Consider the following 24460-nt stretch of genomic DNA (forward strand, 5'->3'; position numbering starts at 1 on the left):
GTGATGATGGTGACCGCGATGATGTGATGATGGTGATCGCGATGATGGGATGATGGTGACCGCGATGATGGTGACAGGTCGCGACCGGTCACTACTTACATTTTAACAAATTTCACACTATTCGTTACTCCATTAACGTTATATCGTATGAAATACACACCTGAATTCAAATCACCAACATCGAATTTGAATTGCTTGAAACATTTCCCATGATAAAGATCCTTCAGTTTCTTACCATATAGATTATAAAGTTCAAGTTTGAGTGTCTCATTTCCTACATTCATTGTTTCCACAATTAATTCCTGCGTTACGGGATTTGGGAAAACACCTAAATTTATTTGTGGAGAGCTATCCTCTATTCCGGTGGGAGTCACCACTCGTGTATAAATCGTATTTGTAACGACAGCTTCATTGAAATCAAAATAAATCAATGCCATGTTTCGGACATAGTTGGTCGTCCACAATTTCTCCTTGGGTAAAATTTTATACCTTACGAAGCCATGACTCGCCGGTTCATTGGTATTGCTGTCGGCAAGCAAGATGTTTTCATGTCTAAACTCAATTGCTTTTCCATAAGCAACATAATTTACTATCACAGGGTGTGACGATGAAATCATATCGAAGGTATTCAGGTAAAAATCAAGTGTATCAATGGGATTAATAATTTTCACTGTAAATGCGGTATCGGTTCCTGTATTTTGGAACCGGATGAGGTATTCCAAAAAAGGAGTATTTGGAAACAGCGTGGAGAGCAGCGTATCCTTATCCACTAATATATCATTCGGGTCATAACTTCCGGTCACTGTGACTTCCCAGGTAGCATTGTTATTACTGGGGTCTGCATCGTTTGACAGCGGTGATATTTGAACGTAAGAGTTTAAAATAGTTCCAAGAGGAATAGTTGTGGAAAGATTTACCACAACTGATATCTGCCCTTTTTGAAAAGGAGATAAGGCAGGAAGATTCCACACAATGGAATCGTTATAAATAGTTGCCGGTGTAATGCTTGAGGATATATAATTAACAAAGGGAAATAAATGAAACACGATGTTAGGAGTTAGAACAGTAGTTCCGACATTTTCATAATTGATCATATAACTTCCATTAAAGCCCGGACGAAATGGCGTTTGAGGAGTAATACTTATTCGTAAATCATCGGTAGTACTGATGGGCTGAAATGCGAAATCCTTGAGTGAATCTATTTGCTGAAATTGCGCAAGATTCACATTGTACGAGAGGGGAAATGGGGAATAATAGTTCAAAATGGCCGGCGAAATAACATAACTGCCGCTATCAAAAATCGGTAATGAATATTTACCATCCGCGCCTGTATAAGTAAAATAGGAGGTATTTATTCCACTTACCTTCAAAAAGTTCAATGCTGTTTCGAGGGAATCCTTAATTTGATTTCCATTTAAATCAATATACGCCTTTCCTGTTACATGATTGAAGTTTTCTGTCAATTTGACAACCCATAAATCAAACTGTCCTCTACAATTCTCTGTTTTATCACCAAAAATATTCGAATTTGAATTGCCACCGCATAGAAAAGATCCATCAGGTAATCCAGAAATCACTGTGTTCTCATCCAATAGATTCCCTAGTAAAGTGTTTTGCCATATTACATTTCCTACACTATCCAATTTTAAAACCCAATAATCGAAAGAACCATAACTATTTTCAGTCTTATCACCGCTAGGGATGGAATTGGAAGAAAGACCACAAAAGTAACCACCATTCGGTGCCAAAGCCATTGCTCCGAAATAATCATCAAAAATACCTCCAATAGTTTCTTGCCATTCAATGCCTCCAAGACTATCAAGTTTTACAATCCAGCCGTCACTCGAGCCATTTGTATCTTCATTTTTATCAAAAGAAATATCTGAAAGTGATGATCCCCCACAAATGAATCCTCCGGATGGCAATGCTATAAAAGAAATTAACTTATCTGAATTTGAGCCCCCAATAGTATTTTGCCATTGAATACCTCCTATACTATCTAATTTAACTATCCAATAATCCTCATCGCCAAAACAAATCTCGGATTTATCACCACCCACATTAGATGTAGAATAACCACCACAAATATACCCACCATCTGAAGTAGTAGCCAATGAAACCAAAACATCGAGTCCGGTACCTCCAATCGTTTTATCCCAAAGTATATCTCCGGTACTATCCATTTTCACAAGCCAGTAATCATAACTTCCTTTGCAGTTTTCTGATTTATCTCCGGAAATATTCGAAAGAGAGACGCCTCCACAAATATATCCTCCGTCTAATGTTAATGCTATTGAATATAATTTATCAACATTAGTTCCGCCAATTGTATGCTGCCATTCAATATTACCAATATTATCAAGTTTTAAGACCCAATAATCACTCAGTCCTATACTGTTCTCCGATTTATCCCCTGATCCGTCTGAAACAGAATGTCCGCTACATATAAATCCACCATCAGGTGTATTTAAAATAGATGTTAAACTATCATCTCCAAATCCACCTATAGTGTTCTGCCATTGTATCAGACCTGTGCTGTCTAGTTTAATGACCCAATAATCACTTCCTCCAACTCTTATTTCTGTTTTTTCTCCACCAATATTAGAACTGGAATTCCCACCTAATAGATAGCCTCCATCAGGTGTTATAATTATTGATCTTAATCTATCCGACTCAAAACCTCCAATCGTTCTCTGCCACTCTATCTCCTGAGCAGAAACAGACGAAACAATCAATATATAAAATAATAACAACTTAAAACAAATTCGCTTCTTCATGATAACATTCAATTTACATTTTAACAAACTTCACACTCTTCGTTACTCCATCCACGTTATACTGCAATAAATACATCCCGGCATTCAATCCGGTGAGATCAAATTTTCCTTTCCAGATGGCATTTCCGATTCGGTCATGATAAAGTGCTCTTGTCTTTTGACCGTAAAGGTTAAATAAATCGACAATGATACTCTTACCGGCAGGACCAACTATTTCAACAAAGAGCTCATTGGTGGCGGGGTTGGGATATAATTTAATCTCCGTGTTCTTTTCTACATAATTAATCCCTGTCGGTGTAACAATTTTCGTTTCTACCGCATTCGTAATCACCGGTTCGTTAAAATCAAAATATATGGCGGCGAAGTTTTTAATGGTATCCCCCGGCTGTAAATTCGATTTCGGTTTGATGCGATACCGTACGAACCCGTGACTTGCCGGTTCATTCACATTGCTATCGGGAAGGAAAATGTTGTTGAACAAAAATTCCATGTTGCGCTCGTGATAAATGAAACGCATATCCATGGGATGGGATGTTGCAACAAATTCAAGTGTATTCAAATCCAGTTTAAAAGTATCTATTGGGTTCAGAATTTTTACAGTAAAGGCAGTGTCAGTACCGGTGTTTTGAAAGCGGATGAGATACTCCAGATAAGGAGGATTTGGAAAAACGGTGGAGAATAAAGTATCCTGATCGACCAAAATATCATTGGGATCAAAACTTCCGGTTACCGTAACTTCCCAGGTGGCGTTATTACAGCTTGGATTGAAATCATTGTCTATCGGACGAATTTGAGCATATGAATTAAGAATACTTCCAATAGGAATGGAAGGGCTAAGGTTAACTGTTACTAAAATTTGTGTCTGTTGAAAAGGAGTGAAATTCACTTGATTCCAAACTACAGAATCCGGATACACTGCTGAGGGTGGAACACTGGCTGAAACGAAACTAACATTCGGGTAGAGGTGAAAAACGATAGTAGGGTTTTGAGTAGTGGTTCCCACATTTTCACAATTCAGCATATAGCTTCCGTTGAAGCCGGGACGAAATGGACCAAGCGGAGAAATGTTCATACAAAGGTCGTCGAAATTCCCTGCCGGCTGGTAGGCGAAATCATTTAGGGAATCAGTTTGCAAAATAACGGTAAAGTTTGCAGTGTGTACTAATGGATTTGGGTAATAATACGGAATGTAATTAGCTGGGACTGATATGATACTGTCCGGTATCAAAAATTGCAAGTGAATAATTGCCGGAGAAATTGGTAAAGGAAATTCGTCCGGTAGTTGATTCGGTAATTTTAAGACCGTCGATGGTATTCTCTCCTGCGGTATAAGCACTATCTAAATTGATATCAGTAAAAACTTTTCCATTGATAAGATTACTGTTGGCATTTATCTTTAAAATCCAGTTATCTCCTAAACCCAAACTAGGGCTTGTCTTATCTCCGGAATATTCGGAACCACTTTTTCCTCCAATTACAACAGAACCATCATTTTTAATCAACTGCGCTGTAAGTTTGTCATAGTTTGTTCCACCGATTGTATTTTGCCATATGGTATTCCCGACTGAGTCAATCTTGATCACCCAAAAATCACCATACCCGTAGTTCATTTCAGTCTTATCACCTGAAATCTCGGATACAGAAAATCCGCCACAAATAAAACCTCCATCCGGTGTTTGTACGATAGAATTAAGTTCATCATAATCTTGACCACCAATTGTTCTTTGCCATTGAATATTTCCATTCTGACTAAGTTTAACGATCCAGTAATCATAATGGCCTCTACAATTTTCTGTTTTAGTACCAGAAATATTTGAAATTGAAAAACCGGCACAAATATAACCGCCATCATTTGTTTGTTCAATACTAGCTAAATTATCCACCGAATTCCCGCCTATTGTGTTTTGCCATAGAATATTTCCTTGTAAATCGAGTTTTAAAACCCAATAATCCCATCCCAATGCCATTTCAATTTTGTCGCCAGAAGTATGTGATCTTAAGAGTTTCCAAAATTATCAAGCAACATTTCCATTATGAAATTGAGGTTAAGTGATCGTCTAAACCACCTCCAATGGTTTTTTGCCAAACTATATTACCCAAGGTATCAAGTTCAAGGATCCAGTAATCAAAACCACCTTTGCAACTATCCAACTTATCACCATCTAATCTTGAATTAGATCTTCCAGCAAAAAACACCATCCTCCAGTTTTAGTTAAGGTCCTACATTCTATCATAACCACTACCACCAATAGTATTTTGCCATAAAATATTACCAAGGGAGTCCAGTTTTACGATCCAATAATCATACGATGCATTCTTACAATTTTCATTCTTGTCGCCGGAACTATCAGAATCAGAATACCCGCCACATAACACTCCGTTGTCATTTGTTTCAAGAACAGTGGTTAAGTAATCATCAGAATTACCCCCAATCGTTTTCTCCCACTTAAAATTACCTATGGAATCTAATCTAACTATCCTATAATCCCAGTTCCCAAGAATTTTCAGAGACTACTAATCTTTGAATCTAGAATACCCCCCGCAATTACATCTCCACTTTTAAAGTGAGTTCTATAGTTTTAATTCATCAATATAAGCGCATGCATAGTATTCTGCCACACAATCTCTTGTGCACCGGCAGAAGAAACAATAAACCAACATACAACTATCAACTTAAAACAAAATCGATCTACCATGATATCAGTAATTAATAAAATTTACATTTTAACAAACTTCACACTCTTCGTTACTCCATCCACGTTATACTGCAATAAATACATCCCGGCATTCAATCCGGTGAGATCAAATTTTCCTTTCCAGATGGCATTTCCGATACGGTCATAATAAAGTGATCTTGTCTTTTGACCGTAAAGGTTAAATAAATCAATGCTGAAACTCTTTCCGGCAGGACCAACTATTTCAACAAAGAGTTCATTGGTGGCGGGGTTGGGATATAATTTAATCTCCGTGTTCTTCTCTATAAAATTAATTCCTGTCGGAGTCACAATCTTCGTCATCGCTGTATTCGTTATCACCGGTTCATTAAAATCAAAATAGATGGCGGCGAAGTTTTTAATGGTATCACCCGACTGTAAATTCGATTTCGGTTTGATGCGATACCGTACGAACCCGTGACTAGCCGGTTCATTCACATTGCTATCGGGAAGTAAAATGTTATTGAACAAAAATTCCATATTGCGTTCGTGGTAGATGAAACGCATATCCATGGGATGGGATGCCGCAACAAATTCGAGTGTATTCAAGTCCAGTTTAAAAGTATCTATTGGGTTCAGGATTTTTACGGTGAAGGCGGTGTCGGTACCGGTGTTTTGAAAGCGAATGAGATACTCCAGAAATGGAGGATTTGGAATAACGGTGGAGAATAAGGTATCCTGATCCACTAAGATATCATTGGGGTCCATACTGCCAGAGACGGTGACTTCCCAGGTAGCGTTGTTACAACTTGGATTGAAATCATTGTCTATCGGACGAATTTGGGCGTAGGAATTCAGAATACTTCCAATAGAAGTGGAAGGGCTAAGATTCACTGTAACCATTATCTGACCCTGTTTAAAAGGACTTAAAGCACCAAGATTCCACACCACAGAATCAGGATACACTGCTGAAGGTGGGACACTCGCTGAAACAAAACTAACGTTCGGGTAGAGGTGAAAAACGATAGTAGGATTTTGAGTAGTGGTTCCAACATTTTCGTAATTCAACATATAGCTTCCATTGAAGCCGGGGCGGAATTGTCCTATTGGAGTGATGGACATACAGAGGTCGTCGAATATACCAGCTGTACTTATTGCAAAATCGTTTAATGAATCGACTAGATTGGGTAAATAAAAAGTTGCTTTATGTGAAGGTGGAGCCAAATTAAAAAATAAGGTAATCACAACAGGAAAAAAATTGCAAGAATCAGGAGTAATCATATAAAAATTAAAATATCCATTTGAATTTGTGTAGAATGCTCTATTGTCACAGCTCTTTACTAATTTTTGATTCTGAACAACCATTTCATTTGAATCCAATAAACTATTCAAATTATTATCAACGAACATAGTACCATTTACTCTACTTGCATCGCCTCCTTCAATTTCAATTAACCAAAGATCAGTCCATCCTTTTAACGGTAATGAAACATCTCCAGAAACAGAAGACCAACTTGTTCCCGCGCAAAAAATATTGCCATTCTTACTCACCTTTACAGAATAAAGTTCATCGTGCTGATCTCCACCAATAATGTTTTGCCAAATAATTTCTCCTACAGAATCCAATCGCACCACCCAAAAATCTCGTGCTCCATATGAGCTTTCATATTTGTTTCCAGATAAAGGAGAATCGGAATAAATTCCACAAATTATATCACCATTTTGAGTCAAATCCAGGCTTTTTAAATTATCCACATTAGCTCCGCCGATTGATTGGTCCCAAACAACATTAAAATTGGAGTCCAACTTAATAATCCAAGTATCCCGTGAACCATAAAATGGGCTTGTTCTATCAAATGAGATAGGAGAATTACTCAGTCCGCCACAAATTAGTCCATTATCTTTGGTAAGTATCATATCGTATAATTCATCTGAACCTGAACCGCCATATACATATTGGTCAATAATACTTCCCAATGAATCTAATTTTACAATCCAAAAATCAGGTCCTCCGTTTCCCGATAAAGTTTTATTTCCTGAAGCACCACCACCACCAGTTAACCCACAAAGGATATTACCATCTGGTAATTCAATAAGTTCAAATAAATAATCCCATGATGTTGTTCCAAGATCAATCTGCCATTCTATAATTCCAACTGAAGAAAGTTTAACCACCCAGCCATCATTAAATCCAAATACATTTTCTGATTTATTTCCAGAAATGCCTGAAAAAGTATAACCACCACAAATACACCCCCCGTCACTTGTTGCTGAAATTGCATATAGTTCTTCATCACTACTACCACCCAAAGTCTGATCCCATAAAAAGTTACCTGCGGAGTCAAGTTTAACCACCCACATATCTTGTCCTCCATAATTAACTGTAAACTTCGACCCGCCAATAGATGATTTACTTGAACCACCACAAAAAATACTTCCATCATTTGCTATACTCACTTTTTCAAGTATGTCGACATCAATGCCGCCAAAATCCTTTTGCCATAAAATATTACCTGCCGAATCTATTTTAATAATCCAATAATCAAAACTTCCATAACCTCCAACAGTCTTGTCACCAATAATAGCTGATGTTCCTGTACACCCTAAAATCCAATTGCCTAATTGATCACAACCGACATCTTTAATCAGCTCCGAAGTAGACGTACCATATCTTTTCTGCCACACTATCTCCTGCGCAGAAACACTTGCAGTTAAAAATTGGCATATGATTAAAAAAAGTCCGAATACAGGTTTCATGATAATTAAAATTTAGGTCAATCAAATGTACGATTATTTCCTAAATAACAAAATCATGGGACATGGTGTATCGTAATGACAGGTCGCGACCTGTCATTACAACGATGTGACCGCGATGATGTGATGATGGTGACAGGTCGCGACCTGTCATTACATCATCCCCCCGCCAGCAGAGCCCGCTCATTTTGCAACAGACACATCTGGATCTGGATGAGGCCGTTGAGAGCGTCGGTGGAAGTAAGCTGGTACATGTCGATGACACTGGATTGAAGAGGTAAAAGTTTATCTCCGATGACGGATTTATTCTCTTCGTTGTAGCGGGCCACACTTTCACGAAGTGCGGTTATTTTCTGTTGCATGGTGGCATCTTCATTCATGTATTTGTCGATGCGTCCGTCGCCGAGCCAGATATCCTTGCTTTCAAAATCTTCGCCAATGGTATTCAGGCCGGTTTCCCATTGGATGATGTTGGTTTTAATGTCTTCGCAGAGTAAAGACACGTCACGACCTGTCCTTACATGCGTGCTGATCACGGTTGATAGTTGATGGGTGTCCTTACTCAGAGATTGCTGCAACAGGCGCTCTTCATTGTCCAGTATCCTTTCATTACGGATATAGTCCCTGGTGGCCTGTATACCCATCATTCGTGAGCCATGCGGACTACGTACCAGCGTAAGAAATAATCCACAGCCGGTGATGATCAGGAGAGAAGAAATGGTCGTGTTTACTTTCGTTTCGGGATTACGGATACCTGTGAAGAAATAAACCGGAAGGAAGACGATCAACAGGAGCATCATGGAGATCATGGCCATCATATTTGCTCCGGGCCAGAACATGATTTTGAAAAGGATGCCCATGCTGAGCAGAATCGCGCTCAAGGCACCGAGGCCAATCAGTACTTTGTCTTTCGTTTCGCTCTTCTCTTTAATTTTCAAAAGAAATAACAACGGTAGAAAGAGTAAACTCAATATTCCGATGCCCAATACGATACCAACAGACGCGCCGGGCATATGAAGAAACTTTAATATAATTCCTATACTTAAGAGGGATACGGAAACGATTCCGCTTACCATCATTGTCTTTTTCATTTCGTAATAGTTTTTGTACGTTAGCAGAGAGATGGTTTCCTCTTCTATTTCACGCAATTCCTTTTTGTAGAATTTCTTTACTGTGGTGGAATAGAAGTGTTCGAAGTCTCCGTTTTCTTCGAGATTTTCCTCGATGATACAGCAGATATGATCCAGGAGATTTGACTGCAGGTCCTCCAGCTCCACGCCATTACGTCTAATGTCGTCGAGTATGAACGTTATTTGCTGATCACTCAGAGTATACATTTATGCCAGATCGGTTTTAATGTCGAGCAGAAATTTCATGGTATTCATAAAGTCAGTGAACTCACTGATTTTTTCATTCGAGACCGTTTTACCCTGCGGACTCAATGAATAATATTTTCGTACACGCTTGCCGATATACTCCGTCTCGGTGGTGAGTATCCCTTCCGCTTCCAATGCATGCAAGGAGGGATACAGCGCACCTTCCGTCAATTGAATTTTACCTGCGGTGAGATCCTTTACGCGTTGTGTGATTTCATATCCGTACATGCGCTGATTGTCTTTCAGGAGTTTTAGTATGATGGTTTTTAATGTGCCTTTTATGAGTTCGGAAGAGTAGATCATGTCTTTTGAATAATTAACTAACGCAAATATACATTGGATTCTTATGTATTGTTCTGTTGGGTATTGTAGAAATTCATAATATTCTGATTTTCTGATCATTAATTTTTAATTTCAAACGGGTTGTACACCTTTTTATGAAGAAAACATAGAAATATCATGTATTTACCAGCAATAAAATAGACAAACCGGTTCCTGATGATAGATCCGGATATAGTATATCATCGGTCGTCATGATGCAAATCCACTATAATCGTGTGAAATCTATTTATACTTGAAGGCAAGCAGTTGAGAATGGGGGGCATTGCTTCTCTAACCTGTGAAGACAAAAAATATAATCCTGAAGCGGAGAGGTCAATGATCGTTTAAAGCAACGTTGCCTTGCCGGCATACAACGATTTGCCATATATGTATAACAAATCTGTACTACCCAAGTATTTCTTTGGTGCCCTCCTCGTTCTAATGACGGGATTTACACCTCTGCGTGCTCAAAATGATTCGCTACCATTTACACGGCACACCTTTCATGCGGAAATATTTGGTCATGGCCTACTCTATTCTGTAAACTACGATTTTCGATTCCATCGTCATGCGGCTTTACATGTGGGTTTTAGTCACTGGGGTTTTAATTCCGCTTTCTTTGGTGAGTTACGTATGACCGCCTTTCCTGTAACGATCATTTATTTAAGCGGAAAAGATGACCACCACCTTGAAATCGGCGCGGGAATTATGCCGGCTAAACTCACATTTGTTAACTCAGGTATCTTTTCTCTTTTCAGTGGTAATGAGGTAGTCAAAAAACGATCGGATGAGCTTATTGGCATAGGATCTATCGGTTATCGCTATCAGCCTATGGATGGAGGTTTGATGCTTCGTGTGGCAATCACTCCCTTCTACAATAATAAGTTTGTTTTTTACGCCGGTGCGTCGGCCGGAATCAGTTTTTAAGTACTCATGTATAAACGGAATGAAATGCAGATTATGTTTTCATTTATAAAAAACGTCAATGAATAGCTGCAGCATAAACAATCCACGGCACACTTAACTATCTGCCGCTTCTTCTTCCTCCGGTATTTCCTCGTCCTCCACTGGTACCACCACTTCTTTTAGTATTCTTATTTCCGCCTCCCTGCTTCCCGGATTTGCTTTGATAAGGTTTTCCTGAAAAAGAAGCGTTTTTACCCGGAGATTTCTTAGCAGCGGGACGAGCCGATTTTCCGGATGGGGATCCGGTTTTCATGCCGGTCATTTTCTTCGGTCCCTTCCTCTCTTCTGAAGATGAATTTTCTATCATTCTGTACAAACTGCTCATCTCCTCCTCTGTCAAGTCCCGCCAATCGCCCACCGGCAAGCCTTTCAAGCTGATGTTCATGATGCGGACACGCTCCAGTTTGGTGACATCGTATCCGAAGTACTCGCACATTCTCCGGATTTGCCTGTTCAAGCCCTGCACTAAAACGATACGAAACGTCTGAGCTCCTTCTTGTGTCACTTTACATTTCTTCGTCATCACTCCCATCATGGGCACACCATTTCCCAGACCAAAAATTACATCGTCTGTCAAAGGTTTATTCACGGTGACTATATATTCCTTCTCATGCTTATTACCCGCACGCAGAATTTTATTAACGAGATCGCCCTTATTCGTTAAAAATATTAATCCCTGAGAATCCTTATCCAAACGACCGATGGGAAAAATGCGCGTACTATGATTCACAAACTGAATAATATTGTCCCGCACGCCTTCTTCTGTGGTAGATGTAACACCAACAGGTTTGTTCAATGCAATAAAAACGACATCTTCCTCCAGCAAGGGCTCCAACTCATTGCCATTTACACGCACCTTATCTCCGGGATGAACCTGATCACCAACGGAAGCTCTCTTACCGTTGATAAATACATTACCGGCCTCAATGTATCTGTCGGCTTCCCTTCTGGAACATAAACCACTCTCGCTGATAAACTTATTGAGACGAACAGCACTTTCCTTTTCCATGGATTCAATATTTGCCGAAAGATAGGAAAAGGCAGTAGGTAATCCGGCCCCTGCTTTCAGTATTATTCTCCAGCCCTTCTGCTCACGAAATTTTAATTGTTGAATTTCAGAACGTTAACCTACTTTCATGTTTTATACTTGCATATACAAACATGATTACATTATCTTTGAACCGTTCATGAAAAGTTGCGATAGTACGTATTGTAAATGTTTGTATTTCTCCTCTCAGGCTTTGGCCCGTAAGGTAGAAAAACTGGCGATAGAGAGTTGGAAGCCGACCGGACTTTCTCCAAGTCATGCGTATCTATTGCTACTCGTTCTGCGTGAACCGGGGATTCAACCTACACTTGCAGCAGAACAGTTGCAACTCACCCCATCTACCATCACCCGCCTCGTAGAAAAGCTCGAAGAAAAGAAATTGATGATCCGAACAAACGAAGGCAAACTCACCAATATCTACCCCACGCCAAAAGGAAAAGCGATGCAGGAATTGCTGAACACCTGCCTGAAAAATTTCTATGAGTCCTATTCCACTATTCTGGGAAAAGAAAATAGCTCAAGATTAGTTTCTGATATGAATACCATTACCGATAAGCTCTAAAAAAAATTTACATTATTATTTGCATATACAAGTATGGATCGCATTGCTGTCATCACCGGTGCCAATAGAGGAATAGGATATCAAATTGCCCGTAACCTGGCAGATGAAGGTTTTACGGTTATACTGACTGCGCGTGATGAGCGAAAAGGCCTTGAAGCACTTAAACAACTTGATGATGGCAAAAGAAAACTCAACTTTTTCAACTGGATGTGACGAATGTGGAAAGCATTTATATGTTGGAGAATTTTCTTCGTACACAATACGCAGTGCTAGATGTTCTCATTAACAACGCCGGCATCATCAGTTCTTCCACCTCCATCAGTGTTTCGGAAATTGAAGAAATCCGATCGGTCATGGGCACCAATTTCTTTGGTCCTCTGGAAGTCACTCGGGCACTACTGCCTCTTCTGCAAAAATCACCGGATGCCCGAATCATCAATATCAGTTCAGGAATGGGTGCACGCGAAGAATTAGATGGAAGTTATGCAGGTTACCGTCTGTCAAAAGCAGGTCTCAACAATTTTACGCAAATGCTTGCCCGAGATTTGGACGGTAGTCCGGTGAAGGTATATAGCATGTGTCCCGGTTGGGTGAAAACAGAAATGGGTGGATCTGCTGCTCCCCGGACTGTTGAGCAAGGCGCGGATACCGCTGTGTGGCTGGCTACTGAAACACCTGCTCCCGAGAGCGGTAAATTCTACCGTGACAGAAAAATTATATCGTATTAAAATCATTTAAATCATTTAAATAAATTCAAAAGAACATGACAAAAATTATCACCATTCTTGGTGCCACAGGAAATGTTGGCAGCAAAACTGTAAAACACTTATTAGGCAAGGGCCATACGCTTCGTTTAATCGCAAGAGGAGCAGAAAAACTTTCTGCTTTTAAAAATGAATCAGGTGTAGAAATCCATTCGGGAACAGCTACAGACAGCGACTTCCTTTCCCGGGTTATGAAAGGATCTGATGTGGTATTCCTGATGATGCCGGCAGACTTCACCGCGGTAAACATCGGAGCATATCAGGATAAACTCGGTCTTGCGATCATTGATGCGATTAAGAAAAGTGGTGTGAAAAAAGTACTCAACCTCAGTTCAGTCGGGGGACATACCGAGGAGAAAACCGGAATTGTAGCAGGTCTGGCGCGCCAGGAAAAACGACTCAATGAGTTGACGGATGTAGATGTCCTTCATCTGCGCCCGAGCTATTTCATGGAAAATCTTTTAGGAAATATTCCCATCATTAAAAATATGCATGTGAATGGTTCACCCATTGCTGCTGACCGTGCCTTCCCTATTATCGCTACCGCAGATGTGGCACGTGCTGCAGCGGAACAGCTGGATTCAGCCACCTGGAGCGGGAAATCAGTTCAGCCACTATTGGGACCCAAAGATTATACGATGAATGAAGTGACCTCCGTGCTCTCTAACGCTATCGGGCAGCCGAATTTACCCTACGTGCAGTTTCCCTTTGATCAGGCAAAGCAAGGCATGATGCAAATGGGTTTGAACGAAAGCTTCGCTGATGCCTACATCGGATTAAGTGATGGAATCAATCATGGAGTCTTCAATCTGGAGAAAAGAGACAATACCTCTACCACACCCACAACCATCGAAGAATTTACAACAAACGTCTTCCAACCGGTTTATCAGTCTAACTAATAAATAAACAACAAACCATTCATCCGCGTCCGATAGCTATCGGACAATCCGGAATATCCGTTTTATCTGCGTTCAATATCAGAATCCTAAATATAAATAAATACTATAATGAAAACAGCTGTTCTTGGTACAGGCATGGTAGGACAAACCATCGCCACCAAACTCATCCAACTTGGTCATGAAGTAAAAATGGGCTCACGGTCAGGCCATAACGAAAAAGCAACCGAATGGATCAGCAAAAACGGTCCATCCGCATCCCAGGGCACCTTCGCGGAAGCCTCAGCTGCAGGAGAAATAATCTTCAACTGCACCAAAGGAGAAGTAGCATTGGAAGTGATTCGACTTGCCGGCAATGAAAACCTGAAAGGAAAAATCCTCATTGATATTTCGAACCCGCTCGACTTCAGCAAAGGCATGCCTCCTACGTTACTCATCGTCAATGACAATTCGCTGGGTGAGGAAATTCAAAAACTCGTACCGGACACCTATGTTGTAAAAACATTAAACACGTTAACGGCGAACCTCATGGTCAATCCGCAATTGGTCAACAACGGTGATCATGATATCTTCCTGAGCGGAAACAGCAAGGAGGCAAAAGAAAAAGTAAGTGCCTTACTACAAACCTTCGGCTGGGGTGCAAACCACCTTATCGATCTCGGTGATATTACTACAGCCCGTGGCACCGAGCAAATACTCCCGGTTTGGGTACGACTTTATGCAGCAATGGGAACACCCATGTTTCAGTTTAAAATTGTGAAGTAATGGAATAGTCTTCATCTCCATTCCGGTAGTGTTATTTCACACTCGAAATCGGGTGGAGATGGAGCTATCAAATTTCTTCCAACTATTCAATTACCAACAAGGGAATCCAATTCAATAAATTTCGCTACCATTAATCCACTACGAAATTACTATTGAGAAAAATATTAAAGCCCTCTTCATATACCCCTAGTGTATATATAAGCCCATACATATGTTCAATGGTTCTGTCTTTTGGATTAAAACCTTGGTTAGGAAATCCCGATGGTGAATACATTTCGGCATATTTATAGGATACCCAGGGGTAGGGTTTGTCAACCGCTGCATCAAAGATCTTAGCCAGAATAACTTCCTTTAGTGAAGCAGGCGAACTGTTAATCGTTGTCGGTTTAAGCATAAATTCTATATAATTGATATCTGCACGTGTAATTTTGAACGGATCAATCGTAATACCACTCATTGAATAAGCGGTAGTAGCAGGTAGAAACTTCGCATTGGTAAAACCACCACCCGCGAATCGAAAATACTTTGGACCTGTTCCCTTCTTCCATGTAATGGTGGTCACTTCCATATTTTGTGTGCCGCGGGTATAGCGTGTCGTGGCAGAAGAGTCACTGATGATCATCGAATAAAATCTACCTATCTCTACAACTTCACATGAGATCATATCTGAATTAAGTACCGGGCTCGCGTTCAATGTTTGAAGACCCATTCTAAACGTCGACAATCGTGGTACAGACGAAGGGATATCCAACTTGAAATCATAGGTATCACCTGTCTTTACTATTCCGGAGATGAGGGCATTTGTGGAGGTAGAACGTATTCCACCAGCCGATCCGCTTGTATATTCAATTTTAACTTTATACGAATACCCTCTCGCAAAAGACAGTTTAGAGAGTCCAATATAAGTTGACCAATTCAAGTTCCCATTAACAGGAGTGGAACTAAAATTTTCATTAGCCACAGCTACAAAGACTTTGCTTATAGCTGCATTCATTTGATGTGATGCAATGCTCAACAGCATCAGGATAAGGATACGTTTCATATTGATTAAGGGGAAGAAGTTCATGTATACTTTTGAATTACTACCGGCAAAAGTAGCTTTCGGTTTTGCGGAAAAAATGCCCGAAAACGGTGGTATCATTCAAAAAGGCTGTCAGTATGAATTTAGAATATACTTAGTCAAAAGATTCTTAAAGGTTATGATCAACATTCTTCATCTCCTCCATAAAAATAGTGGGTTCACTGCTAAACTTCCTTAAATAATTTCACCCATTTTAAAAACTAACATATTCTATCTTCATCACCATTTGCTAATTTGTTCTAAATCCTCTTCCAAAGATGGAAGTACAATTCATCACCTAATTCGGGGAGATGCCATTCCGCACAAATTATAAAAGTACCCATTACCACAAATAGCAAACTTCCTGCGTACTAATTTAAGTTTTCAAAATCGATTACAACTTATACTAATAAATTTCATGGAGTGCTGCTAAATGTTCAAACGATTCCATCGGCACTCCATTTAGAAACTTAATCTACCATATATCTTCCGTCAAGGAAAATATTATAACCAACAGAGTACTGGTCCAACACCTGCCATTTCCCGGGTAAGATTTCGAAATTAACAGTTGAACCGGTCAAGATCCCTGATCCACCCGTACTGGTTACCGGCGGGGGTGTTTGTCCGCTTGGTGGTATCATCAACGCATATTTATAGGAAACCCATGGGTAAGCTTTGTCAGCGGCCGCATCAACTACTCGCGACAAGAGTACATCCTTGATGGCACTTGTTGTGGAATTGATGGAGGTTGCTGAAAATTCAATACTAAAACTAGTGGAACTTATATTACTTAGGCTCGCAGGATTCACGGTTAATCCACTGGAAATATATGAATTGCCGGAACTACTGAATTTTGCATTAGTCAAAGTTGAACCACTAAATTTCATTGACTTCTTCCCTGTCAAATTTTTAAATACAATGGTAGGCATGCCGGGAGACTTTGTGGCAAGACTGCGCATAGTATTAGATGTATCGCGGAGAATTAATGAATAAAATTTGCCAATTTCAACAATTTCGCAAGGAATCAAATTAGATGTCAGGAGCGGATTCAGCGATTCTAATCCTATATTAAATGTGGCAAGTCTGGTGGCAGTGGGTGATATAGTCAAATTGAATTGATAGGTTGTTCCAGACTTCACCAACCCGGAAATGGTGGCTTGCGTTGAAGTGGATTTAAATGTACCGAGAGAACCACTTGAAAATTCAATCTTTATTAAGTAAGTATACCCCTTTGCAAAGGCAAGTTTTGAAGTGCCGAGATACGTTGACCAGGTTAAATTTCCTTGCACCGGAACTGTAGACAAAGCTTCATTTGAGAGTGCTACAAACACACGACTGACGGCTGCCTTTGATGCATAGGATGATACTAAGAACAGAATGATCACGAAGAGTACTTTTTTCATGGGAATATTTGAGATTAGTTATATCGACTTTATGTAAAATAAGAGTACCAAAAATACCCTAACATCACTTCTTAACCAATCACCTAATTCGGTGAAAAACTATCAGACAAAAAGAAAGCCCCCGTTTCCGGGAGCTCTCTAACCTAACCAATCAACAACCCTATTGATTGAAAACTATCTGAGATAAGAACGTTTAATTCATCGCATGAGCGACATGACAAAGTTGAGAAGTACCCCATGAAAGCTTAGTGAAGACCGTATGAGCCGGAGATGAATGACAAAATTTTGACAAAACAAATCTTAAAACTGCACAATAAATCAGAGTGCTTGTAAAAGGAAAGCTTCGCCGGGGGGAATGTCTCGTCATTCTTAATTCGTCTCGTCTTGCTACTTCTCGTCTGTGAGGAGATGAGTAATGACGAGACGATTTAATTCTGACGAGACTGGCGTCAAGAATTTCACAATAATTCCGGAAACTTCATTAGTAATTACTCCATCAACCCTATCAATTTTTTACAATCTTCCTGGTTTCAGAATAACCATCATCTCCTATAAAACGTACCATATAAAGTCCGGAGGTAAATGATTTGAGATTAATACTAAGAAGCGGGATCGTGGAGGAGCAACTCTCCCTATGCAATACGCGCCCGCTGATGTCTGTAAGTTCCAATATTCCATTGCCGGAAGAAGTGCCCCATTCTACAAAAAGGAGATCAGCTGCAGGATTCGGATAAACGTTCCATGCTCTGGCATTTACATTGCCCTCTCTGCAATTGACAGTGACAATTTTTGCAGGAGAAAGGGCAGTGCAGCCTGTGGTTCCTGTAGTAACAACAGTATAACTTCCGGGATCCTTGGCAGTGTAATTGATACTATTTGCACCTGGAATTTCAATTCCGTTTTTTCTCCATTGATACGTCGTTGTATTGGTAACGGGTCCGATAAGAATAACACTATCCCCGACACAAAATGAAAGTGAACTTTCAGCATTAATCTCGGCCCTGTAAACGATCACCTTTGCATTCAGTGACGTTTTTGTGCAACCATTTACATCTGTAACCTGCACTTTATACGTACCTCCCAAACCGGTAGTGTAGCCACTATCATTTACACCGGAGAGTGGAATATTATTCCGTAACCATTGGTAGCTGACTGCGGTCGGTGCATTGACCTGAAGTTGAAGAGAGGAGTCCTTGCATATAATATTACTTCCGACAAGATTCAATTGGGCTTTGGGTATAGGCCAAACTGTTATAGGAATAATATTATCGGACCGACGCGCACAACCGTCTACATCAGCAACAAGTGCATTGTAAATACCGCTTTTAACAGGTAAAATATTTGCACCAATCAAATCCCCGTTGATAATGCCATTTCTCTCCCATAAAATAGTGTTAGATGCTTTATCATTCACACAAATGATTTCAGCACCTTGCGAATTTTTACAAAATGATAGCGGGCCATTGCTGGACAGCGTAGATTTTGGGGCATAAATTCCAACCGGATTGCCTTCCTGAATACTGTAGAGGGCAGGATTAGTCGTACGAAGACGAAGGCGGTAGTTAGGGCCGTTAGGAAGATTAAAAGGGATATCACAGTACACGGAATCCGTTGCCAATGTAGTTTGTTTGGTACCAATAACTGTTGGATTTGTAAAATCGCCGACCGAATCAGAAATCTCTACGTTTACACTATTGCCGGTTAAAAAGGTGGTATTCCTGAGTGAATAGCCAACATTAAATCCATTCACACCTGAACACGGTTTTTTCGCTCCGATATCGCTTTCATTCCATTTATCTACGCCGAACTCCCCGTTGGTCCATACGGAGTTGGTGAATCCGAGTACCGGACTAAGAAACTTCGTTCTGAACTTGGCAAGAAAAAGAGATTCGTAATTCTGATAATCCCTCCAGACGACAAATGGAAATAATTTTAAATAAGAATAAGCTGCTCCATCATATCCACGGAAGGAGACATGCACAGAACCTGATGCATCAATCGCTATATTTCCACGGCTACCACTGGGCTCCACATCATTGATATTTTGTGTTTCAAGGACGGCACCGTTAGATGCGGACAAACGCTTTAATGTCATTGTTCCGGCTAATCCGCTCAATGCAGGAAAATTTTCAACTACCCACATATCGGAACTTCGTTTACTGATACCGGTTCCCTTAACACCTGCATTTTGATAAATAACAGCTCCATTCTGCACTTTAAATGTACCCTGATTACCGGTTCCAAAAATCACTCCTCCGCTACCGGCTTCAATATCACTGTAGGTTGGGAGTGTCCATGTTGATTTAAATATACCCGTTGCCGCTGACAAACGTTCTACAGTGGTTCCGTTACCCACATATACATCTGACCCGCCAACAGAAAGGAAACTTCCTCCCTTTCCAGTATTCCTCCAGGATAAAATACCACCGGGACTATACTTCCAGGTCGTATCTCCGTTACTGAAATACGTGTTCCCGGGTTCATCCGCATAATGGACAACAGGATTAGACGTAGGAATCACCCGGTACCAATCCAAATTTCCTAAGGTTGAAAAACGGAATATGACCACGTAACCGGAAGTATCGGGACCGCCGATCCAGACTGAATTTACGCTCAATTGAGGTCCACTTAAAGCACCTTGCGGAATATATATCGAAGTATAAATATTCCCGTCGTTGTCATTAAACGGTCTGGAAAATTCAATATTTATAATTCCAAATGTGCTGGCCACTACCGACCATCTCGGCGCTGAAAGTGAATCATAACTGGCAACAAAACCGACGGCATTGCACACCAGACAGGGATAATAACTGCCTGTCACATTAACATTACGGTTTGCGTCGGTGGATATACCATTAGCAAAATGACTACGTTGACTGAATTGAACCAAACGATACCAGTCGAAATTGCCGGCCTGTAAAACAACAGAGAAGAACAGGCATAAGAGGAAAATGGATAACTTTTTCATTACATTTTTTTACGTGAGGCAAAGATACCGTCAATTGAGTCAGTATCGCCTAATTTATATATGCAATATAGCTGATTTAACCCCACAAATTACTTTGTTCACCAAATAAATTTTGGAATTATCAAATCACACCTGTTTATAATTTACTTACATCGAAATACTGTTTTAGCCTAATTTTAAGCGTTGAAGTTGAACTACCTGAAACGAATCCCAATTTAATACGTAAAATATTCAATATTAATTAATTCAAGCCAGACCAATTCAACATTCATTCTAAGAATTTATAACGAGCACTGCCGAAACGGTAACCTCACCACATCCTGATAAAACACCTTCCTATGCGTCGAATTCATAAACTCCTGGTAGCTAATCGCGGAGAGATTGCAATAAGGGCCCTTCGCGCTGCAGCTGAACTGGGCATACGAACAGTAGCCGTTTACACCTATGAAGACCGCTATTCGTTGCACCGTTACAAAGCAGATGAATCCTATCAAATCGGAAAGGACAATGAACCCTTAAAACCTTATCTGGACATAGAAGAAATCATCTGCACCGCAAAAGAAAACGGTGTTGATGCCATTCATCCCGGCTATGGATTCCTTTCTGAAAATGTTGGCTTTGCGAAGCGCTGTAGGGAGGAAGGAATCATTTTCATCGGACCTTCTCCTGAAGCCATGGAGCAACTGGGAGATAAAGTTGCCAGTAAAAGGGTAGCCAGAGCCGCAGGAGTTCCGGTAATTGAAGACAATACTATAGTCCTCACCTCGCCGGCCATTGCATTGCAGGAAGCGAAGCGGATAGGCTTCCCCGTTATATTCAAAGCCAGCGCAGGTGGTGGTGGCAGGGGAATGCGAATAATTCGCGCCGAGGGGGAGTTAGAAAAAGCGTTCAGCGAAGCGCGGCGCGAGGCGGGAAATGCGTTTGGTGATGATACCATTTTCATTGAGAAATTTATTGATGACCCCAAACATATAGAAGTCCAACTGCTGGGAGATCATCATGGCAACCTCGTGCATCTTTTTGAAAGAGATTGCTCCGTGCAGCGTCGATTTCAAAAGGTAGTGGAAGTAGCACCCGCACCGAGTTTACGTCAGGATACAAAAGATAATCTCTACGCCTATGCGCTTAAAATTGCAAGAGCAGTAAAATACGATAATGCGGGTACAGTGGAATTTTTGCTCGACGATGAGGAGAATATCTATTTCATAGAAGTAAATCCCAGAATTCAGGTGGAGCATACCGTGACGGAGCAGGTGACCGGTATTGATATCGTTCGCTCACAAATACTGATTGCTGATGGAGATCCTTTGTCCTCGCCTATGATCAATATCGTCAGGCAGGAAGATGTACAATGCAGGGGATTTGCGATTCAATGCCGTATCACCACAGAAGATCCCGAGAATGATTTTAAACCGGATTACGGTACATTGATCGCTTATCGCAATGCAGGCGGTTATGGTATTCGTATAGATGAGGGCTCTTCTTATCAGGGTGTAAAAATCTCTCCGTTCTTCGATTCGATGCTGGTGAAAGTAACTGCGCAGGGACGTACACTCACAGGAGCCAGCAGAAGGATGTACCGCACCTTGATGGAATTCAGAATACGTGGAGTGAAAACCAATATTCCCTTTTTGGAAAATGTAATCAACCATCCGATCTTCCAGAATGGAAAAGCCACGGTGAAGTTCATTGAGAAATATCCGGAGCTGTTTGTCTTCAGAAAAAAGCAAGACAGCGGCACACGTGTTCTTCGGTATATCGCTCACGTTATAGTGAACGGCAATCCTGATGTCAGCCGTATTGATCCCCACCGGACTATTGATGCTCCACGTATGCCCTCTACAAGGCTACAGGGAACACCGCCACCAGGCACACGTCAACGGCTTCTTGAACAGGGACCGGAAAAATTTGCGGAATGGCTGAAGCAGGAGAAGAAAGTAAAATTTACGGATACGACCTATCGTGATGCGCATCAATCCCTGTTGGCTACCCGCGTCCGTACGATGGACTTTCTCAAAGTCGCACATAATTATGCCTTGCATCATCCACAAACCTTCAGCATGGAAGTATGGGGTGGTGCCACCTTTGACGTTGCTTTGCGCTTCCTGCATGAATGTCCATGGAAACGTCTGCAATTGTTACGTGAAGCTATTCCGAATATATGTCTGCAGATGCTCATTCGCGGAAATAATGCCATTGGCTATGCCGCCTATCCGGATAATCTGGTCGAACGATTTATCGAAGAAAGTTCGAAAAACGGAATTGATATTTTCAGGATTTTCGATTCGCTGAACTGGACAAAATCAATGGAAGTCAGTATCAGAGCCGTTCGGGAAAGAACAGGTGGTATCGCGGAGGCGTGTATCAGCTATACAGGAGATATTCTCGATCCGAAAAAATCAAAATACAATTTAAACTACTATTTGGATTTAGCCAGAGAATTGGAAGATAAAGGTGCACATATCCTTGGCATCAAAGATATGGCAGGTCTTATCAAGCCCTATGCTGCGGAACTTCTCATCACTGAACTCAAGAAGGTCATCAATATCCCCATTCACTTTCATACACATGATACTTCATCGGTTCAATCATCCTCCTATTTAAAAGCCATTGAAGCCGGAGTAGATGTGATTGATGTGGCACTTGCGTCCATGAGCGGGCTCACCTCGCAACCTAACTTTAATAGTATGGTGGAAGTATTGAGAAACACACGGCATGAAGTTGCTTTTGACAGTAAACATCTTAATGAACACAGCAATTACTGGGAAACCATTCGCGAATGGTATTATCCTTTTGAGAGTGGATTGATGGCCGGGACTGCCGAAGTATACGACCATGAAATTCCGGGAGGTCAATATTCCAACCTGCGGCCGCAAGCTGTTTCGCTCGGACTTGGAGATAAGATGACAGAAATCAAACAGGCTTATGCCGATGTCAATCAACTTTTCGGTGATATTGTTAAAGTGACACCCAGTTCGAAAGTAGTTGGCGATATGGCGCTGTATATGGTGAGTAATAATTTGAGTCCGGCGGATGTGATGCAACGTGGAGAGACATTAAGCTTTCCTGAAAGTGTAAAAAGCTTCTTTAAAGGTGACCTCGGACAACCTCCCGGAGGCTTTCCGGCAGTACTGCAACGCATCATTTTAAAAGATGATGTGCCTTATACCGACTTACCCAATGCCCATCTGGAACCGGTCAATTTTGAAAAAGCATTTAAGGATTTTAAAATTCGGTTCGGCGACACCGTTAGTTTCACTGATTTCCTTTCGTGGAAGTTCTATCCGAAAGTATTTGAAGAATATTTTAATTTCAGAAAAGAATTTGGCGATGTCAGTAATCTTCCTACACCGGCCTTCTTTTACGGAATGAAAAACAATCAGGAAATTCTGGTTGAAATAGGCAAAGGAAAAAATATTCTTATACGGCTACTCTATGTAGGTGATGCTGATGAAAACGGACATCGTACCGTATACTTCCGGTTGAACGGCCAGACCAGAGCGATTGATGTGCCCGATAAAAAGGCTATTGTTCTGAAAGTACATCATACAAAGGCTTCCGGCGAAAAACAAATTGGGACGCCTCTGCAAGGATTATTGAGTAAAATATTTGTTGCACCCGGACAAACCGTAAAGAAAAATGCACCCTTGTTTACCATCGAAGCTATGAAGATGGAAACCACGATTACTGCAACCCGGGATTTAAAAATTCGTCACATCTCCCTGAAAGAAGGAACGCTGGTGGAGTCAGAAGATTTGGTGGTGGAAGTAGAATAGTTGTTACATCTAACTTGTAGTGACCAAAATGGAATTGATGAGTTGTTGAATTGATGAATTGATGAGTGTTTTTTAGTGAAGGAGGGTTTTAAATTATTTTAATGGAAGGCACTAATAATAGGATTATGGATCTTAAAGTACGACATCTCATTATTGAAAGAAGGAAGTCTGGTGGAGTCAGAAGATTTGGTCGTAGAAGTAGAATAGTTGTTACATCTAACTTGTAGTGACCAAAATGGAATTGTTGAGTTGTTGAATGGTTGAATTGATGAGTGTTTTTTAATGAAGGTGGGTTTGAAAGTTTGGGATTTAAGTGAGGAATGGTTTGGAATGAATTGTCGTGAGCCTTGGCTCGTGATCGCGAGCAAAG

At 40.7% G+C, this 24460-nt stretch carries 16 protein-coding genes and 1 pseudogene; 6 read left to right on the plus strand and 11 right to left on the minus strand.

All coding sequences use genetic code 11. The annotated features are described in order from the left end of the window. Positions 1-95: 95 nt before the first annotated feature. From IPJ86_04515 to IPJ86_04545, 7 genes are all read right to left on the minus strand, one after another. Positions 96-2777: a T9SS type A sorting domain-containing protein gene (locus IPJ86_04515; GenBank protein MBK7886577.1), complete on the minus strand. Its 2682-nt coding sequence runs from the start codon at positions 2775-2777 to the stop codon at positions 96-98. Positions 2778-2790: 13 nt separating this feature from the next. After that, entirely contained in the window at positions 2791-3912 is a 1122-nt protein-coding gene (locus tag IPJ86_04520; GenBank protein ID MBK7886578.1) for a T9SS type A sorting domain-containing protein, read from the minus strand. 58 nt (positions 3913-3970) lie between these two features. After that, complete coding sequence (locus tag IPJ86_04525; GenBank protein ID MBK7886579.1) at positions 3971-4744, minus strand: hypothetical protein; 774 nt, start codon at positions 4742-4744, stop codon at positions 3971-3973. A gap of 253 nt (positions 4745-4997) precedes the next feature. Beyond that, the gene (locus tag IPJ86_04530; protein MBK7886580.1) at positions 4998-5153 is read right to left on the minus strand and encodes a hypothetical protein; all 156 of its coding nucleotides are present in this window, start codon (positions 5151-5153) and stop codon (positions 4998-5000) included. 341 nt (positions 5154-5494) lie between these two features. Then, positions 5495-8188, minus strand: coding sequence for a T9SS type A sorting domain-containing protein (locus IPJ86_04535; protein MBK7886581.1), 2694 nt, complete (start codon positions 8186-8188; stop codon positions 5495-5497). 155 nt (positions 8189-8343) lie between these two features. Continuing rightward, positions 8344-9522, minus strand: coding sequence for a hypothetical protein (locus IPJ86_04540; GenBank protein MBK7886582.1), 1179 nt, complete (start codon positions 9520-9522; stop codon positions 8344-8346). Beyond that, a complete protein-coding gene (locus IPJ86_04545; protein MBK7886583.1) occupies positions 9523-9861 on the minus strand; it encodes a helix-turn-helix transcriptional regulator in 339 nt (112 codons plus the stop codon). Between the two features lie 408 nt (positions 9862-10269). Between IPJ86_04545 and IPJ86_04550 the strand changes: the two genes are divergently transcribed. Next, positions 10270-10809, plus strand: a complete 540-nt coding sequence (locus IPJ86_04550; GenBank protein ID MBK7886584.1) for a hypothetical protein — start codon at positions 10270-10272, stop codon at positions 10807-10809. A gap of 97 nt (positions 10810-10906) precedes the next feature. On the opposite strand, the gene rluF is transcribed toward IPJ86_04550, so the two are convergent. Next, on the minus strand, positions 10907-11857 hold the full coding sequence (gene rluF / locus IPJ86_04555; protein MBK7886585.1) for a 23S rRNA pseudouridine(2604) synthase RluF: 951 nt from the start codon (positions 11855-11857) through the stop codon (positions 10907-10909). A 178-nt stretch (positions 11858-12035) separates the two neighbouring features. Here rluF and IPJ86_04560 point away from each other — a divergent pair, with 178 nt between their 5' ends. The 4 genes and pseudogenes from IPJ86_04560 to IPJ86_04575 all read left to right on the plus strand — a co-directional run bounded on the left by IPJ86_04560 (position 12036) and on the right by IPJ86_04575 (position 14883). Beyond that, positions 12036-12458: a MarR family transcriptional regulator gene (locus IPJ86_04560; GenBank protein MBK7886586.1), complete on the plus strand. Its 423-nt coding sequence runs from the start codon at positions 12036-12038 to the stop codon at positions 12456-12458. Positions 12459-12491: 33 nt separating this feature from the next. Further along, positions 12492-13186, plus strand: a pseudogene (locus tag IPJ86_04565) (SDR family oxidoreductase). 35 nt (positions 13187-13221) lie between these two features. Further along, a complete protein-coding gene (locus IPJ86_04570) occupies positions 13222-14121 on the plus strand; it encodes an NAD(P)H-binding protein (protein MBK7886587.1) in 900 nt (299 codons plus the stop codon). Positions 14122-14229: 108 nt separating this feature from the next. Continuing rightward, positions 14230-14883, plus strand: a complete 654-nt coding sequence (locus IPJ86_04575) for an NAD(P)-binding domain-containing protein (protein ID MBK7886588.1) — start codon at positions 14230-14232, stop codon at positions 14881-14883. 130 nt (positions 14884-15013) lie between these two features. Here the strand turns inward: IPJ86_04575 and IPJ86_04580 are convergent, their stop codons facing one another. The 3 genes from IPJ86_04580 to IPJ86_04590 form a co-directional block, all read right to left on the minus strand. After that, on the minus strand, positions 15014-15925 hold the full coding sequence (locus tag IPJ86_04580; protein MBK7886589.1) for a hypothetical protein: 912 nt from the start codon (positions 15923-15925) through the stop codon (positions 15014-15016). Between the two features lie 488 nt (positions 15926-16413). Continuing rightward, positions 16414-17346: a hypothetical protein gene (locus IPJ86_04585; protein ID MBK7886590.1), complete on the minus strand. Its 933-nt coding sequence runs from the start codon at positions 17344-17346 to the stop codon at positions 16414-16416. Between the two features lie 505 nt (positions 17347-17851). Continuing rightward, a complete protein-coding gene (locus IPJ86_04590) occupies positions 17852-20314 on the minus strand; it encodes a T9SS type A sorting domain-containing protein (protein MBK7886591.1) in 2463 nt (820 codons plus the stop codon). Between the two features lie 338 nt (positions 20315-20652). On the opposite strand from IPJ86_04590, the gene IPJ86_04595 reads away from it, so the two are divergent. Continuing rightward, complete coding sequence (locus tag IPJ86_04595) at positions 20653-24090, plus strand: pyruvate carboxylase (GenBank protein ID MBK7886592.1); 3438 nt, start codon at positions 20653-20655, stop codon at positions 24088-24090. Positions 24091-24460: the final 370 nt, after the last annotated feature.

It is taken from the genome of Bacteroidota bacterium (assembly GCA_016713925.1).
Taxonomy (GTDB): Bacteria; Bacteroidota; Bacteroidia; order AKYH767-A; family OLB10; genus JAJTFW01.

Coding starts and splice junctions, on each gene's coding strand:
- IPJ86_04515 (MBK7886577.1), bottom strand. CDS start 2,777: ATGAAGAAGCGAATTTGTTTTAAGTTGTTATTATTTTATATATTGATT.
- IPJ86_04525 (MBK7886579.1), bottom strand. CDS start 4,744: ATGGCATTGGGATGGGATTATTGGGTTTTAAAACTCGATTTACAAGGA.
- IPJ86_04535 (MBK7886581.1), bottom strand. CDS start 8,188: ATGAAACCTGTATTCGGACTTTTTTTAATCATATGCCAATTTTTAACT.
- IPJ86_04540 (MBK7886582.1), bottom strand. CDS start 9,522: ATGTATACTCTGAGTGATCAGCAAATAACGTTCATACTCGACGACATT.
- IPJ86_04550 (MBK7886584.1), top strand. CDS start 10,270: ATGTATAACAAATCTGTACTACCCAAGTATTTCTTTGGTGCCCTCCTC.
- rluF (MBK7886585.1), bottom strand. CDS start 11,857: ATGGAAAAGGAAAGTGCTGTTCGTCTCAATAAGTTTATCAGCGAGAGT.
- IPJ86_04560 (MBK7886586.1), top strand. CDS start 12,036: ATGAAAAGTTGCGATAGTACGTATTGTAAATGTTTGTATTTCTCCTCT.
- IPJ86_04570 (MBK7886587.1), top strand. CDS start 13,222: ATGACAAAAATTATCACCATTCTTGGTGCCACAGGAAATGTTGGCAGC.
- IPJ86_04575 (MBK7886588.1), top strand. CDS start 14,230: ATGAAAACAGCTGTTCTTGGTACAGGCATGGTAGGACAAACCATCGCC.
- IPJ86_04580 (MBK7886589.1), bottom strand. CDS start 15,925: ATGAAACGTATCCTTATCCTGATGCTGTTGAGCATTGCATCACATCAA.
- IPJ86_04585 (MBK7886590.1), bottom strand. CDS start 17,346: ATGAAAAAAGTACTCTTCGTGATCATTCTGTTCTTAGTATCATCCTAT.
- IPJ86_04590 (MBK7886591.1), bottom strand. CDS start 20,314: ATGAAAAAGTTATCCATTTTCCTCTTATGCCTGTTCTTCTCTGTTGTT.
- IPJ86_04595 (MBK7886592.1), top strand. CDS start 20,653: ATGCGTCGAATTCATAAACTCCTGGTAGCTAATCGCGGAGAGATTGCA.